Genomic DNA, 16716 nt, shown 5'->3' with positions numbered 1-16716 from the left:
AGTCCGAATCAGGGCCACTACACCCTTCGCTGACGGCTCCATAGTTAAGCCGACTCGTGGTTGTTGCAGGACCTTCGTTGTATTGAGGCGCTACATGCTTGGCCCGGCTGGTGCAACTGCCTCGTTGTTCGCGGCGGTTTACGTTCATGTCAGGAAGGCCATATTCATCCGTAAACCGCGGCCAAATGGCTACTCCGTGCGTAACCTGCCTATTCTTGCTGTGGACAACAGTGTCGTTAGCATCACGGGGGTAGTAAGTGGACGCGTTTGGTATTCGTGACCAGTTGATCGAGGGGTATCGGTCGTTCACCGAGGGCTTCGTGGACATCCAGGACGAACGAATCAAGAAAGCTGTTGTCGAGCTTGGCGACAAGGGACGGCAGTGGCCGGATCCTTGGCTGTCCTTGAACCCCTCGTTTAGTTCAGGCGGCCGAGTCGACGAACTCGTCAGCCGGGGACTGTTGCACCCTGACTGCAGCGCCATCTTCAGGCCCAAGAAGGATCTTGCAGACCGCGGCACGGCCCCCATTACGCTCCATAAACACCAACGTGACGCCATTGAAATTGCCGCCAAGAAAGACTCTTATGTCCTGACCACCGGCACCGGTTCGGGAAAGTCCCTTGCGTACATCATCCCGATTGTGGACCGGGTCCTTCGTGAAGGTACCGGAAAGGGTATCAAGGCCATCATCGTTTACCCGATGAATGCACTGGCGAACAGCCAGATGGAGGAATTGTCCAAGTTCCTCGACTACGGCTTTGACGGGAATTCACCGGTGACTTTTGCCCGTTATACGGGACAGGAGCGCGGCGAAGACCGGGAAAACATCCTGAAGAATCCACCGGACATTTTGCTGACCAACTACGTGATGCTGGAGTATGTCCTGACCCGGCCGGAGGAGCGGCAATCCCTCATTCGCGCCGCGTCGGGGTTGCAGTTCCTTGTTCTTGACGAGTTGCACACCTACCGTGGCCGGCAGGGGGCTGATGTGGCGATGCTGGTCCGCCGGCTGCGGGACGCCTGCAATGCCCAGCAGACTCTCCAGTGCATCGGGACGTCGGCCACCATGTCCAGCGGCGGGACGCTCACTCAGCAGCAAAGCGACGTGGCTAAGGTGGCATCACGGATCTTCGGTGCGAACATCACTCCGGATCACGTCGTGACCGAAACGCTCGTCCAAGCGACCACTCATCATGAACGCTTGGCCGAGGAGCTGCGGGCGGCTGTGCTGGAACGCGGTGACGCGGAGTTCAGCAGCCCGACCCTATCGGGTGGTTACACCCTGATGCAGTCGGATCCTCTTGCCTCGTGGATTGAGGATACGTTCGGCCTGACTAGGGAGGCCGAATCGGGAAGGCTCGTCCGCAGGAAACCTCAAACGGTCACCCAGGCTGCGGAAGAACTTTCTGAGACAACGGGCGAACCCGTTGGAAACTGTGCCACGGCTATCCGGGCGACGCTGCTGGCCGGGTCCAAGGCCAAGCACAATGAAACCAACCGGCCCCTGTTCGCATTCCGGTTGCACCAGTTCATTTCCAAAGCAGGCTCGCTGTATGTCACGGCGGAGTCGGAAGCAGCCCGGCTTATTGAAACCAACTTTCAACTGATGGTGGGGGAGGATGAAAAGCGACTCTACCCGCTGGCATTCTGCCGGGAATGCGGGCAGGAATACCTGATGGCCCGCTTGACGGAGCGAGACGGTGAACAACGCTTCGTCACCCGCCACGAGCTCAAGATGCAGCAAAGTGGAGGGGACGATAACGGCCAGGACGGCTACCTGTACATTTCCACGAGTCAGGAGTGGCCGGAGAAGGCCGTGGAGGCCGGACGTATCCCGGGGTCGTGGCTGACAAATGCAGAATCCGGACACCCCATCGTTGAGTCCAAGCGGAAAAGGATTCCCTCCCGGTACCGTGTCCAACCTGATGGTTCGGCGGCGCTGGATAACGACTACACCCACGATTCGGGCCAACTGGCCGCATGGGTCCCCGGCAGCCTTGGTTTTTGCCTCAACTGTCAGGTGACCTACGAGTCCGCCCGGAGTGGGGAGTTCTCCAAGGTGGTTACCTTGGATCAGGACGGCCGTAGCAGTGCCATGACTGTCATCGCCACCAAAATGGTGCAGTTGTTGAGGTCTAACGCCGCCAGCGACCTAAGCCCGCAGGCCAGAAAGCTTTTGACTTTTGTGGACAACCGGCAGGACGCGTCCTTGCAGGCCGGGCACCTGAACGACTTCGTCCAGGTGGCGCAGCTTCGTTCGGCCCTCTACCGTGCCGTGGCCCAGGCTGGGAGCACCGGAGTCGAAGCCATGGAACTTGGCGATGCCATGGTCAGGACACTGAACCTTGTTTGGAGCGACTACGCACGGACCGAGGACCCCTTGGATCCCAAACCAACCAAGCGGGCATTGAACGAGGTCGTTACCTACCGTGCCCTGCGTGACCTGCAGCGTGGCTGGCGCATCACCCTGCCGAACCTGGAACAGACGGGCCTGCTGGTGGTCGACTACCCGCTGGCGAAGAACCTGGCAGAACAAGAACGCCGCTGGGAGGGTGCGCATTACATTCTCCGCGACGCTGACCCGGGCAAACGTGAAGAAATCATCCGGGTTCTCCTTGATGAGTTCCGGCGCGTGCTGGCCATCGACGCGGAGGAACTGAGCGCCGAGTGGCTGGACCGGGTCAAGAACCGCAGCCGCGAGTTTCTGACAGGCATTTGGGCACTGCCGGAGCAAGAATCCGCGGCCAGCGTTGGGTTGGTCACTACAGAAACGAAAAAGACGGCGTTCAGGACCACCCTTCCCATCACTTCCTACGGCACCTTCGGGCGTTGGCTCGCCAAAACGGCCTCGCCGGGAAACAAGCTCAAAAGGGTGGAAGTCGATGAAGTCATTGCCTCGCTCTTCACGATCCTCTTGGAAACCGGGTTTATCGCCGAAGTCGTCGAGGGAAAAATATCTGGTTACAGGCTCAAACTTTCAAGCATGGTTTTGAAGAAGGGAAACGGTCAGTACGGCGCCCCCGACCTTCTTCGCAGGACGTACCACGCTGACCAAAAGCCTCGGGTGATTGAGTTCTTCAAGGACCTTTATCTGGAAACCGGGCAAGAACTTGCCGGCTTGAAGGCAGCGGAACACACGGCGCAGGTACGTGCTGATGACCGCGAGAAACGTGAACAGGAATTCCGGAGCGCGGAACTGCCCTTGTTGTTCTGCTCGCCCACCATGGAACTTGGTGTTGACATTGCCGACCTCAATGCGGTCGCGATGCGCAATGTCCCTCCCACTCCGGCCAACTATGCCCAGCGCAGCGGTCGGGCCGGCCGGTCCGGGCAGCCTGCCCTGGTGCTTACGTACTGTGCCACCGGCAGCCCCCATGATTCGTACTACTTTGAGCGTTCGGACCTGATGGTCTCCGGACAGGTCCAGCCGCCCCGGCTCGACTTTGCCAATGAGGACTTGGTCCGCTCCCACGTGCACGCAGTGTGGCTCTCGGAAGCGCTGGCGGCCACAAGCACCGGCTTGGGAAAGTCCATGAGCGGTCTGCTCAAACTTGAGGACAAGGCATACCCCCTGCAGCCTGACATCACGGCTGTTCTGGGTGACCAGCATGCGGCGGCGAAAGCCAAAGTGTCCGCAAGGGTCCTCATGCGCAGCATAGAAAGTGAACTGCTGGACACCCGTTGGTGGACCGAAGGATGGTCTGATGCGGTCATTGACGACGCCCTGACCGGATTCGACCAGGCTTGTGAGAGATGGCGCCAGCTCTACCGCAGTGCCATCTCCGAACAGGACGCGGCCCACCGGGCCAGCCAGGACCATTCCACGGACTCCAAACACCGAGAGGCGGCGATTGCCCGGCATCGTGAGGCTGGGCAGCGACTGGAGATCCTCCTTAACGACAGCGATTCGCGCGGGCAGTCGGACTTCTACACCTTGCGCTATCTTGCCTCCGAAGGGTTCCTACCAGGGTATTCGTTCCCGAGATTGCCACTGGCCGCCTTCATTCCGGGCATGCGGCGTGGCAAGGACAACAACAGCACCTGGCTGCAGCGGTCCCGATTCCTGGCCATCAGCGAATTTGGTCCGGATTCACTGATCTACCATGAGGGTGCCCGCTACCAGGTCAAGCGGGTCAGCCTGCCCCGGGACTCCGACGGCGGAGGTGTTGGCGACGTCGTCCTGGCCGAGGCAAGGGTTTGTGAGGCCTGCGGCTATCTGCACCAGCGAACACCCGGATTGGACATCTGTGAATCCTGCAGTGAGCCACTGGCCGGGAGCTGGTCGAACCTCATGCAATTGCAGTCTGTGATTACACGCCGCCGTGAACGGATCAGCGCCGACGAGGAAGAACGCAACAGGCAGGGCTTTGAGCTGGTCACCAATTACAGGTTTGCCCCCCATGGCAAGAAGGCCGGCCACTCAACCGCGGCCATCCTCAACGGTGAAGACGCCTTGGGCCAGGTTCTCTACGGTGACGGCGCCACGGTCCGGATCACGAATCTTGGCCGGCGGAATCGTGCCCAGCAGGACCGCCATGGTTTCTGGCTGGACCTCATCACGGGGGAGTGGCTGTCCGAGAAGAAGGCAACCTCTGAGACGGATGACGTTCCCGACCTCTCCGACGCCGACGACGCCACCGTTGAACAGTCGAAAAAGAAGCAGATGGTCACCCCCTATGTGGAGGATCGCCGGAACATTGCAGTCGTCCGGTGGGCTGACGTGCTCACCACGGCCGAGGCGACGTCCATCCAGTTCGCTCTCGAACGCGGCATTGAAGCCGTCTTCCAGCTGGAGGACTCGGAGTTGTCCAGTGAGTTGTTGGCAGACAATGAGGACCGCGGAAGGCTGCTCTTCATCGAAGCGGCCGAAGGCGGTGCCGGCGTGCTTCGGCGTTTGCAAAGTGAACCAGACGCCATGGCACGCGTTGCGGGCAAGGCGCTGGAAATTATCCACGTGGATCCCACTACAGGCCTTGACGTGACAGGCGCCTGTGTGCGGGGCTGCTACCGCTGTCTTTTGTCGTACGGCAACCAGCGCCAACATGAAATCATCGACCGACGGCTCATTATCGATCGGTTGATGCAGCTGGCAACTTCCAGCACCGTCCCAGCGGTGGAACCCCGCGAGGCAAAGCATGCCCTGCCCTCAGGAACAGTCGTGAGTTCTAGGGCTCAGGAACTTCTGGCATACCTGCTCGAAAGGGGCGGCATGCTTCCAGATGACATGGGTCCCACACTGAACGGCAATGTGGTCGACTTCGTGTACACCACCAATTTGTCAGTACGTACTGCTGTAATAGTGGAAGATTCGGCCCGGCCTGCTGTGGACGCAATGGCATTGACGTTCGACAACTGGAATGTCATCACCTGGGGCGCAACCATAGACATCGAAGTGTTCGTCAATGAACACGCAAGCATTTTTGGAGCACTGTAGTGACAAGTACGACGACGGAACAAGGTTTTGCGGTTGGCTCACTGGTCGCTGCGCGCGGGAGGGAATGGGTTGTGCTCCCCGAAAGCGAGCCCGATTTCCTGGTGCTCCGCCCGATCGGGGGCACCGACGACGACGTTGCCGGCGTCATACCGGCAATCGAAGAAGTAGTCCCGGCATCCTTTGGCCTGCCGTCAGCCACTGATCTCGGCGACGACCGCAGCGCGCGACTGCTGCGCGATGCCCTGCGCATAGGCTTCCGTTCAAGTGGCGGCCCTTTCCGCTCCTTGGCGGGCCTGAACGTCAGCCCGCGGCCCTACCAGCTGGTCCCGCTGCTGCTGGCACTGCGCCAAGATGTAGTGCGGCTGTTGATCGCCGATGATGTCGGCATCGGCAAGACCATTGAGGCTGGCCTCATTGCCTCCGAGCTCATCGCCCAAGGCGATGCAAATGGCCTCTCAGTGCTCTGCCCGCCCAGTCTTGCCCAACAGTGGCGGCAGGAGCTCTCGGAAAAGTTTGGCATTGAGGCGCAACTGGTACTGCCGGGCACAGTTAAGAGGCTCCAAAAGGAGGCAGGTTACGACAAGTCCGTCTTTGAGTATTTCAAGTACACCATCGTTTCCACCGACTTCATCAAGTCCGAATCAAAGCGCCACGATTTCATGCGCACCGCACCAAATCTGGTGATTGTCGACGAGGCCCACGGCGTCAGCGCCGACGATTCTGGAAAGGGCGGTGCAGGACGGACGCAACGCTACGAACTGGTCCGCGGACTGGCCGATGATCCCCAACGGCACCTGCTGCTGGTCACGGCAACCCCCCACAGCGGCAATGACGGAGCGTTCCGCAACCTGATAGGGCTGCTGGACAACTCCCTGAAAACGGCAGACCTTTCCGCGGAGAACGGTCGCCGCACATTGGCGGACCACATGGTCCAGCGCCGCCGGGTGGACATTCGCAGCTATTTGAAAGCGGACACCAAGTTCCCCAGCGACCGGCAAACGGTCGAGGCCGCCTACAAACTTTCACCCGAACACCGGGCTTTTTTTGACGAGGTTTTGGACTACGTCCGGGGCCAGGTACAGGACAGCTCCGGGACCAAGCGCGACCAGCGGATTCGGTGGTGGTCCGCCCTTTCACTGCTGCGCGCCATGGCTTCCTCTCCTGCCTCCGCGGCGGCAACACTGGGCACACGGGCCATCGGTGAAGAATCGGAAACCCGTGAGGCCGCGGAAAAGCGGGGCATGGCCGTGGTCATGGATCAGGTGGAGGACGACGGCGGTGAAGCGATCGATGTCGTTCCCGGTTCGCGGCCGGACACCCTGGACGAGTCATCATCCCAGAAAAGGAATCTCAACAGTTTCCTGAAAACGGCCCGCAATCTCCAGGAACACCCGGAGTTGGACACCAAGCTTCTGCTCCTCCTCAAACGTGCCAAGGCACTGATCGCTGATGGCTACCAGCCGATCGTTTTCTGCCGCTTCATCCCCACTGCGCACTATGTGGCGCAATACTTGCGGACTGCCGGCAAGAAGAAATTTGACGTTGAAGTGGTCACCGGCGAGCTCCCCTCGGAAGAGCGTGCAGCACGCATCGCGGCTCAGGCCGAACGCGCCCAGGAAATGCCCAAAATCCTGGTGGCCACGGACTGCCTTTCTGAGGGCGTGAACCTTCAGGACGGGTTCCAGGCCGTCATCCATTACGACCTCGCTTGGAACCCGACCCGCCATGAGCAACGGGAAGGCCGGGTTGACAGGTTTGGCCAGCTCGCCGACACCGTACGTGCGCTGACCATCTACGGCGATGACAATGGCATCGACGGCATTGTCCTGGAAGTGCTGCTGCGCAAGCACGAAAGCATCCGCCGCGACCTGGGCATCAGCGTGCCGGTCCCACCCAAAAGCGACCAGGTTCTGGCGGCCCTATTGGAAGGGATCCTTATGCGGGGCAAGGACGGTGATCAACTGGAGCTTTTCACCCTCACCCCTGAGGCCGAGCAGCTCGACTCGGAGTGGCGCAGCAGCGCCGAACAGGAAAAGGCCAGCCGGTCGCGCTTTGCGCAAAACGCTGTACGTCCTGAAGAAGTGGAAAAGGTGGTCGAAGCAGCCCGGCGCAGCCTGGGTGATCCCGGCGACGTTGCCGCGTTCGTCCGTTCCGCACTGGAAGAGACCGGCGCGCATGTGCACGTGGCCGATGACGGGTTTACCGCCGAACTGACGGCAGCTGTTGCCGGGATGCGCAGCGCCTTGGGAACCGACAAAGCAGTCCGCTTTGTCAATGACTTCCCAGCACCACGGAATACAGCAGTGCTGGTCCGGACCGATCCGGTGGTGGCGGCCGCGGCCAACTATGTGTTGAACTCAGCCCTGGATTTGCAACTAGCCGGCAAGGAACGGCCGGCCCGAAGATGCGGCTTCATTAAGACCAACGAAGTCGAACGCCTCACCGTTGCCCTGCTGGTGCGCTTCCGCACCAAACTGGTCCTGCCCGCTCGACTGGGCGACAGGACCGACATGGCCGAGGAAGCCCGGGTGCTTGCCTTTACCGGTTCCCCGCAGAACCCCGTCTGGTTGGCCGATAACGCGGTGGACGCCCTGTTGGAGGCCAAGCCTGCAGCCAATGCCGGGGATGTCAGCAACATGATGTCCAACATCCTTGACTCCATGCCGTTGCTGGCCGGACCGTTGAATGAAAAGGCGAGGGAAGTGGCGGAACAAATCCGCGATTCCCACCGCGAGGTCCGCATCGCAGCCCGAGGCGACCGTGCCGGACAACTCGGCATCCGAGGGCTCACCGTGGAGCCCAACCTGCCTGTCGACATCCTCGGCGTCTACGTCTACAGCCCTGCCGGAGGCAACCAGTGAGCACAGCATTTCAAGCGATCACCGTTGTGGGCGGAGTCGTTCCCCCATCATTGTTGGGCCGTATCCAATCCGGTGACGTCAACGATCCCAAGTCCCTCGCGCCGGCCGGCTACCACCTGATCGGCACTGAAACCATTCGCGATGCCGCCTCGCGAACCTGGATGTACCTGCAGGACGCCTGGACCGCCTGGCGAGAATCTGACGCCGCGAAACGCCCAGATGGAACGGGCGCCGGCACCGGAGATGCCCGTCAAAAATGGCTCCTGGTCCTCTTGCGCGAGCTCGGCTACGGACACGTCCAAGCCACTCCCGGAGGGCTGACCATCGACGGCGACAGCTACCCCATCTCACACCGCTGGGAGTCCGTGCCCATCCACTTGTTGGGACCCGGGCTGGATCTGGACAAACGCACACCAAAGGAGGCCGGCGCCGCCCGCCGTGCGCCACAGGCCATGGTGCAGGAATTCCTGAACCGCGACGACAGCTACCTATGGGCCATCCTCAGCAACGGGCTGAAGCTGCGCCTGCTCCGCGACTCCACCGCGCTGGCCGGGTCCGCCTATATTGAGTTTGATCTGGAATCCATTTTTGACTCGGATCTGTATTCCGAATTCCAGATGCTCTGGCAGCTGTGCCACGAATCCCGCCTCGCCAAGAGAGGCGGCGCCGATGCCCCGGCGGATGACTGCTGGCTTGAAACATGGCGTAGCGAATCAGTGCAGGCTGGAGCCCGGGCACTGGACAAGCTCGGCGCAGGAGTGGAGAAGGCGCTGAACTCCTTGGGCACCGGATTCCTACGCCACCCGGACAACCGATGGCTTCTGGAGGCCCTCCACAGTGGCGAGCTCTCGCACCGGGACTTCCACAAGGCACTGCTCCGCACGGCCTACCGCCTGCTTTTCCTCTTCGTCGTCGAGGACCGCGGCGCGCTCTTCGCCCCCGAGGCGTCAAAGCAGGCCCGCCAACGCTATGACGACTACTTCTCGACGCAACGTTTGAGAAAGCTTGCCCGGACCCGCGACGGCGGGCCGCACCCGGACCTGTGGCGCACCCAAAAAATGGTGCTCTCCGCCCTGGGCGGCGATGGGCTGGCAGCAGTGGCGCTCCCGGCCCTGGGCGGGCTCTTTGACCCGGACCCAAGGGCAAAAAGACTCCACCCACAGCCGCACGATGACCTGCTTTTAGGCGCGGAGCTGTCCAACCAGGACTTTCTGAAAACCATCCGCAACATGGGCTGGGTATCCGGCAAGACCGGCCGAATCCAGCCCGTCGACTACCGCCACCTGGGGGCGGAGGAACTGGGATCGGTCTATGAATCACTCCTGGAGCTCGTGCCCCGCGTGGACACCGAAACCCGTTCCTTTGAACTGGTCCATGTCTCCGGCAACGAACGCAAAACAACAGGCTCGTACTACACGCCGCCCAATCTCGTCTCGGCACTGCTCGACACGGCATTGGACCCGTTGCTGGACGACGCAGTCAACGGAGGATCGAACGCCGAGGACAAGGAACGGCGCCTGCTCTCACTGACCGTATGCGACCCCGCGTCCGGGTCCGGGGGATTCCTGGTTGCCGCGGCCCGGCGGATAGCCCGCCGCGTGGCCGAAGTCCGCGCCGGCGACAACGAACCCACGCCAGGCGGGGTGCAAACCGCACTGCACGACGTGGTGGAACGCTGCATCTACGGTGTGGACATGAATGACCTTGCCGCGGAACTCGCCAAAGTGTCCCTCTGGCTCGAAGCCATGAAACCCGGAAAACCGTTGGGATTCCTTGACGCCCGCATCAAGATCGGCAACAGCCTCCTCGGCACAACGCCGGCCCTCCTGGCTGACGGTGTTCCTGATGGAGCCTTCACCGTCCTGGAAGGGGACGACAAGAAGCACGCCGCCCATGCCAAGAAACGCAACAAGGTAGAAAACACGCGCAAGGTCAACGAAGTATTCGAGTCACTGGGCCAGGATGCCTTCAGTTTTGGCGGAGGCACGTCGGACATGACGGAACTGATCAACCAGCGCCTCGAGCTGATCAAGCCCGTCGGCGACGCCCAGGAAGCGAGATCCCGTGTGCTGGCTTATGCCGGCTTCGACCGTTCCGAGGCCATGGAACAAAAGCGGCTCCATGCCGACGCCTGGTGTGCAGCCTTCGTCTGGCCCCTAAAGAATGGAGAGCCTGAACCACCGACCTCCTCCATCGTCCGGCAATTGGGTGAGGCGGGAAGTGAAGCAGGCTACCCCGGCACGGTGGCCCTGGTTCGCAAGCTGGCCCGCGACTATCGTTTCTTCCACTGGCACCTGGAATTTCCTGAAGTCTTTGGAGACCCCGATTCCGGGAAAGACACCGGCACCGAGGGATGGCCCGGAGGATTCTCCTGCTTGCTAGGCAACCCGCCATGGGAGCGAGTCAAGCTTCAGGAACAGGAGTTCTTCGCGGCGAAGAACCAAGAGATTGCGAAGGCTCCGAACGCTGCCGCACGGACCCGGCTAATAAAACGACTTGCCGAGGACGACCCGATCCTCCACGACGAATTCCTGGCCGCTAAGCGCAAGGCCGAAGGTCAGAGCGCGAGTCTGCGCACGGCCGGCCGCTACCCATTGTGCGGGCATAAGGACGTTAATACCTATGCCGTATTCGCCGAATTATTTTCTTCACTAGTAGCGCCGCTCGGCCGGGTCGGCTTCATTGTGAAAACTGGGCTAGTCACGGATGATTCATATAGACGTTTTCCCGCGATGTTAACTGAAACTGGCCGTCTACATTCTTTCTATGATTTCGAGAACCGTGCCAATGGGAAGAAGGCTAACGGAAAACCCGAGCTCTATTTCAAAGACGTGGACAGTCGCGAAAAGTTCTGCCTTGTTACACTAGGTGGTTCCAAGGTGGTTTTCGAAGTGAGCAGATTATCGTTTTTTGTGAAAGAGCTTGCCAACCGTGATGCAGATTCCTTTGAGTTAACGCCAAGCGAGATTCTTGCAATCAACCCTAATACTCGGAATTTACCTACCTTTCGAACGCGTAAAGACGCGGAGCTTAATCTCAAACTCTATTCGCGAGCGTCGGCGTTCATTTCCGAAAATTCTAAATCCACAGATCCTGATGTTCCGGTTTTGACGAGGATGTTGGACATGTCCCTGGATTCGGAATACTTCGTAAGCGATAGTGAGATGCGTTTTACTTCAGCCGGTTGGCGTCCAATAGGACATGAAGGAACGAAAGGCGATGGTGTTGTATATTTGCCGGTCGTGGAATCTAAAATGGTACACCAATATGACCATCGATGGGCGACTTATCAAGGCCGTGATTTCAGGGACTGTACTATAGGAGAGCGTTTGGATCCTGAGTATTCTGTACGTCCTAGGTACTGGATACCGAGTTCGCTTTATGAGAAAAAATCTGGACTCGCCTATAAATCCAATGACTGGATACTAGGTTGGCGAAAACTGACGCGTTCGGTGGATGAGCGGACGACCATTGGAATTGTCTGCCCAATTGGCGGACTTTCCGATTCGGCAAACATTATTGTCACAGATTCGGTTCGCGCCTTGAATATAATACCTGTCCTTCAGTCTTTTGTTTTCGATTACTCCGCGAGGCAAAAGGTCGGTGGAACAAATTTTAATATATTCCACTTTAAGCAACTTCCTCTTTTGGATTTGTCGAAGAAAAATCTTCCGACCGAATTCTTGAATTCAGGGCACGTTCATTGGTTTCGGGTGCGGATCTTGGAGCTGATATACACGGCTCACGACATGGTTGGATTTGCACAAGATTGTGGTGATTTTGGACAGCCGTTCATCTGGGATGAATCGCGTCGTGCGATACTCCGTATGGAAATTGACGCAGCCTTGTTCCATCTGTATGGATTGAGTCGTAACGAGGTCGAATTCGTCATGGACAGTTTCGTCCTTATGGATCAACACGATTGTGTACTTTTCGGTGAGTACCGCACGAAGCGTCTCATTCTCGAGGCCTACGACGTAATGCAGCATGCCATCGACACCGGCATTCCCTTTGAATCCACGCTCAACCCGCCACCAGGCCAGGGCCCCCGCCATCCCTCAAAGGAGACCGTCTCATGAGCACTCAGCAATGGAACGATTTCATGGCCTTCGCGGCCACCTATGCAAAAACCGTTGATATGGCTGCGGAAGAGGACGACTACAAACTCGTTCTCACCGAACGGCTGGCGAAAACCAGAGAGCTCTTCTTGGCCAAGGATGCAGGGTGGTTCGAGGTCCTGCGTAAGGACATTTCGTCGACAAACCTCATGAACCAATACTTCATGATGCGCCTGGTGGAGATAGGTCGGACCCAGCCGGATGACCTATGGGAGATTATCAATCTGCTGTGGCAACGGGATGAGCCCGCTGTGAGCCACATTGATGAGTTCACCGAACGTCTACGTCCCTTCAACCCGAAGCAACTGTCCGTGGGTGGCATTGTGGGATTTGCGTCCCTGCTGCTCATGACGTGTGATCCGCACCAGTACCCCCCGTATCGTGCCCAGGCCGTCAAAAAGTTTCTCAAACTCGTCGGCTGGGATGACCGAGGGTCTAACGGGACGCCGTCGCGCAGGTACGCACTTCTGCTTGAAGCCTTGGACGAAATCCTGCGTCTCGCTCCTGATTATGCCCTCGACGTTCATGATCGCCTGTCTGCCCAAGGTCTGTTGTGGACCGTGATGAATGTGGATCCAGATGATTCGTGGAGTGCTGAGGAGGCAACGAGACTGCGTGTCTGGAGGGGAGACAAAATGGATGCGGCGGGTACCTTGCTAGTTCGCAAATTTGGACCATGTCCCGATGTCGAGGCAGCAGGCCAATTGATCATTGATGCCGGCATGAGGGGTGAGCCGTCACCCTTCTGGCCCCAAGGCTGTTCGTGGACAGAACAAAATGCGGCCGAAATGATCAAGCGGATCTATGAGAACTTTGACGGTGGCGATGACCCGTTCATGGCCAAGATTGAACGGCAGCTCGAGGGTGCGTCCGTGGGTTTGTACGTCTTGGCCGCCGAGTTCATGGCATTGCACATGCTGCCGCTGGTCAACGTTCGTGGTGAGACAAAGCTGGCCCGGATCGAAACACTTCTGCGATGGAGTGGGGCTGATCTGCAGGTTCCGGAGGCCATCAAGAACGGACTGTTTGCTAAGGGCGCATTCAATGGCGGAACGGGATTCAACGTTCGCATGTGGCGGCACTTTTGCTGGCTGGCCAGATTTGTTCAGGTAGTCCGCCAACGGTCGGCGGCTGAGCTGGAGGATGACCTTGCGGATCCAAGGAAGTTTGATCTCCTGACCGAGGCTGTGCCTGACGATCCGCTGGGAATCAAGTATTCGCTCGAGTACTTGGCGTGGCCCAGCTACTTCGAACCGATCACCAGCCGAACGCACCGGGAGCGCATCCAGAAGGCGTTTTCGTCGGAGATCGGCGGAACCACCGGAACGAGTGACCCTGACATTTCGTGGGATTTGTACCGTATTCGCCAAGCCCATGAGAAGGCGGCCAACGGAGCCGTGGTGGACTGGTATCTGGAGCCGTATGTGAGCCAATGGATGAAGGGCGGTGTGACTGGGCAGCGTGCATGGCTCGTCCGTCAAAACCAGGGCGGCATTGCTCTGCTCAATGCATGGCTTGACGGCCAATTCGTCTCGACCCGGGCCCAACACCTGGGTTCCCCCAAACCTGGCGCCTCGTTCGACGACATTCAGGCCGCCGTCAATCTCGGGTATCAACATATTGACTACTCCGAGCGCAAGGCACGAGCGCAGGAATACTTCCGATTCTTGAGCCAAATGAAACCGGATGATTACGTCGTCACGGCGGCCGAGGGCGAGCTTTATCTTGGCATGGTTTCCGGCGAAGCGGAGTACGCAGAGGATGAGGCGTCCCGGTTGCGTCGTCCAGTTGATTGGCAACCCAAGGGCATCGGCAGTGAAGACTTGCCGGCCCCGCTCCCTCGTCTGCTGGAGGAGCAAGGCACTGTGGTGGACCTGACGGATGCGCTTTCAGTCGTCGCACCTTGGTTCGCATCCGACCTTGACCTCCCCGAGGAGAAGGAGGACGTGGCACCCCAGCCCCAACTCGCCGTCGTGCCTGTCCTGCGGGAAGCGACGCCAGAACTCGCCCGCAAGCTCTACGTCCCTCGCGACGACCTGCAGGAAATTGTCCGGTTGCTGCAAACCCGGCAGCAGATCGTGTTCTACGGACCTCCCGGGACGGGCAAGACATTCCTGGCTGGCAAGATCGCCCGATTCCTGGCCGGAGAGGAGCATGGCGACCACGTCAAGACAGTCCAGTTCCACCCTTCCTATGCCTACGAGGACTTCTTTGAAGGCTACCGCCCGGCCAAAACCGAAGGCGGCAATGTCGGGTTCGTTCTTGAACCAGGCCCGCTGCGACGCATTGCCGCCGAGGCGGCCGCCGACGGCAACAGGGACAAGCCATACTTCTTGATCATCGATGAGATGAACCGAGGCAACCTGGCCAAGATCTTTGGCGAACTGTATTTCCTGCTTGAGTACAGGGAGCAGAGCATCAATCTCCAGTACAACTCGGAACAAACATTTGTGCTGCCGCCGAACCTGTTCATCATTGGGACGATGAATACCTCGGATCGTTCGATTGCTATGGTGGATGCGGCCATCCGACGCCGGTTTGCCTTCGTGGAGTTGCACCCACAAGAGGGCATGATCTCCGGCATGTTGGAGCGGTTCCTCGAAGGCAATGGAAAGCCGCTGCTTCGTGCCGAACTCCTCAACGCCCTAAATGCTGAGATCGAGGACACGAGCCGCGATCTTATGATCGGGCCGTCGTACTTCATGAAAGCCCACGCTGAATCCGAGCAGGGACTTTCTGACATTTGGAAATACGAGTTGCTGCCGTTGCTGGAGGAACAATACTTCGGCCGGCTGAACCGGGAGAAAGTACACGAAAAATTCGGGTTGCCGGCAATCCTCAAAAAGGTCCAGAGCACGGTTGGGGCAGTGGACATGATTGTTAGCGACGTTGCGGCGGCTGCAGATCTGGGCAATGACACTGCGAATATCGTCGACCCGGTGCCGGCTGACGACGACTCGATCGTGTGATGCTGCGCCACGTTGTTTTGGACGAGTTGCAGTCATTGGCCGAGCCCGTCACTCTGGACGGCGAGACGGCAGTGCTCCTTCGAGACTCTGGCCTGGTCAGCGTATCGCCCGCCCTCAATGGCCAATGGACAGTGTTGCCATGCGGGACTGTGGGCGCCGTCCAGATTAGTGACCTGCTCGTGGAGGTCAGGCCGAAGTCTAAACTGAAACTCAGCAGCCTGCTCTTTCTCTTGGGGTACGCCAAGGATCCTGGATTCAGGCCCGTGGATGTTGCCGGTTTGGAAGACGGGGAACTTTTCTCGGCGTTGGCGGAGTCGCTGGCCAGGCAGGTGCAGGGTGCCTTGGCGCGGGGCGTACTCAACGGGTATGTTAACGTGGACGAGGCTCTCCGAACAGTCCGTGGCCGTATTCGTGTGGGCGACCAAATGTCACGGCGGCCTGGAATGCTGCTCCCCTTGGAAGTTTCCTACGACGACTTCACTGTGGATATCGCGGAGAATCGCCTCTTGCGTTCCGCCATCAGGTTGATGCTTTTGGTTCCCCGGTTGACGGAGGACGTGCGTGGCCGGCTTGCCCATTTGGATTCCAAGCTCGACGGCGTCCAGCCGCTGCGCTTTGGAGCCGGGATCCCAGCTTGGACCGAGTCCCGGCTGAACGAACACTACGTCCCCGCTCTGCGCCTGGCCGAGATCATTTTGCGGAACATGTCCGCGGAAGCCGGACTGGGGCGCCACCAGGTGGCGTCATTCGTGGTGACCATGTCCACCGTATTCGAGGACTTCGTTACGACGGCGCTTAGCGAGGCCCTCGCCAGTCGTCCCGGGATCACCATGCCGCAGTATCCGGTATTTCTGGACAAGGACGACCAGCTGGCGTCGTCGGCAAGAATCCGAATGTATGTGGACGTCGTACACACGATTTACGGCACGCCGTCACTCATTTTCGACGCCAAGTACAAGGCCTCGTCGTGGTCAGGTGCCTACCCCAACGCGGACTACTACCAAATGCTCGCTTACTGCACTGCCCTGGAATTGTCGAGAGCTTGGTTAGTCTACGCCGGGCGGGGCACGCCACGGCAGAGAACCATAGCCCACAGTCACATCAGGATCATCGAATTTCCGATCGACGTGTCGCAGAATCCCAAAGCACTGGTGGCGAGCGTGCAGAACCTGGCGGACGCGGCGATGCAGGCGTTCGAGGAGGATTCATTGGCATTCGCTGGAGTCGAATGAACGAGAAGGCCTGACACGGCTGAGTTTGCTTCGCCTAAGAGGCACTATCAACCAGAGTCGAACGCTTCACGTGCGACAAATTTCGCCCGACATGGGACGGA

Annotated in this window: 5 protein-coding genes; all 5 read left to right on the top strand. The window is 59.2% G+C overall.

Annotated features, from left to right (window positions below):
• Positions 1 to 257 precede the first annotated feature (257 nt).
• The 5 genes from DMB86_RS12505 to DMB86_RS12485 all read left to right on the top strand — a co-directional run bounded on the left by DMB86_RS12505 (position 258) and on the right by DMB86_RS12485 (position 16615).
• On the top strand, positions 258 to 5435 hold the full coding sequence (locus DMB86_RS12505; RefSeq protein WP_113718097.1) for a DEAD/DEAH box helicase: 5178 nt from the start codon (positions 258 to 260) through the stop codon (positions 5433 to 5435).
• Between the two features lie 71 nt (positions 5436 to 5506).
• On the top strand, positions 5507 to 8296 hold the full coding sequence (locus DMB86_RS12500; protein WP_227878350.1) for a helicase-related protein: 2790 nt from the start codon (positions 5507 to 5509) through the stop codon (positions 8294 to 8296).
• Positions 8293 to 12375 carry an Eco57I restriction-modification methylase domain-containing protein gene (locus tag DMB86_RS12495; protein ID WP_113718095.1) on the top strand — a complete coding sequence of 1361 codons (4083 nt, stop codon included), beginning with the start codon at positions 8293 to 8295 and terminating at the stop codon, positions 12373 to 12375. The genes DMB86_RS12500 and DMB86_RS12495 overlap by 4 nt, the downstream gene beginning before the upstream one ends.
• Positions 12372 to 15383 carry an McrB family protein gene (locus DMB86_RS12490; protein ID WP_113718094.1) on the top strand — a complete coding sequence of 1004 codons (3012 nt, stop codon included), beginning with the start codon at positions 12372 to 12374 and terminating at the stop codon, positions 15381 to 15383. The genes DMB86_RS12495 and DMB86_RS12490 overlap by 4 nt, the downstream gene beginning before the upstream one ends.
• A complete protein-coding gene (locus tag DMB86_RS12485) occupies positions 15383 to 16615 on the top strand; it encodes an McrC family protein (protein ID WP_113718093.1) in 1233 nt (410 codons plus the stop codon). Before DMB86_RS12490 ends, DMB86_RS12485 begins: the two co-directional genes overlap by 1 nt.
• The last annotated feature ends 101 nt before the right edge of the window (positions 16616 to 16716 follow it).

Source organism: Arthrobacter dokdonellae, from assembly GCF_003268655.1.
GTDB classification, from domain to species: Bacteria; Actinomycetota; Actinomycetes; order Actinomycetales; family Micrococcaceae; genus Specibacter; species Specibacter dokdonellae.
Note: the sequence above shows the minus strand (reverse complement) of the source record. Positions and strands in the feature narration are given on the sequence as shown.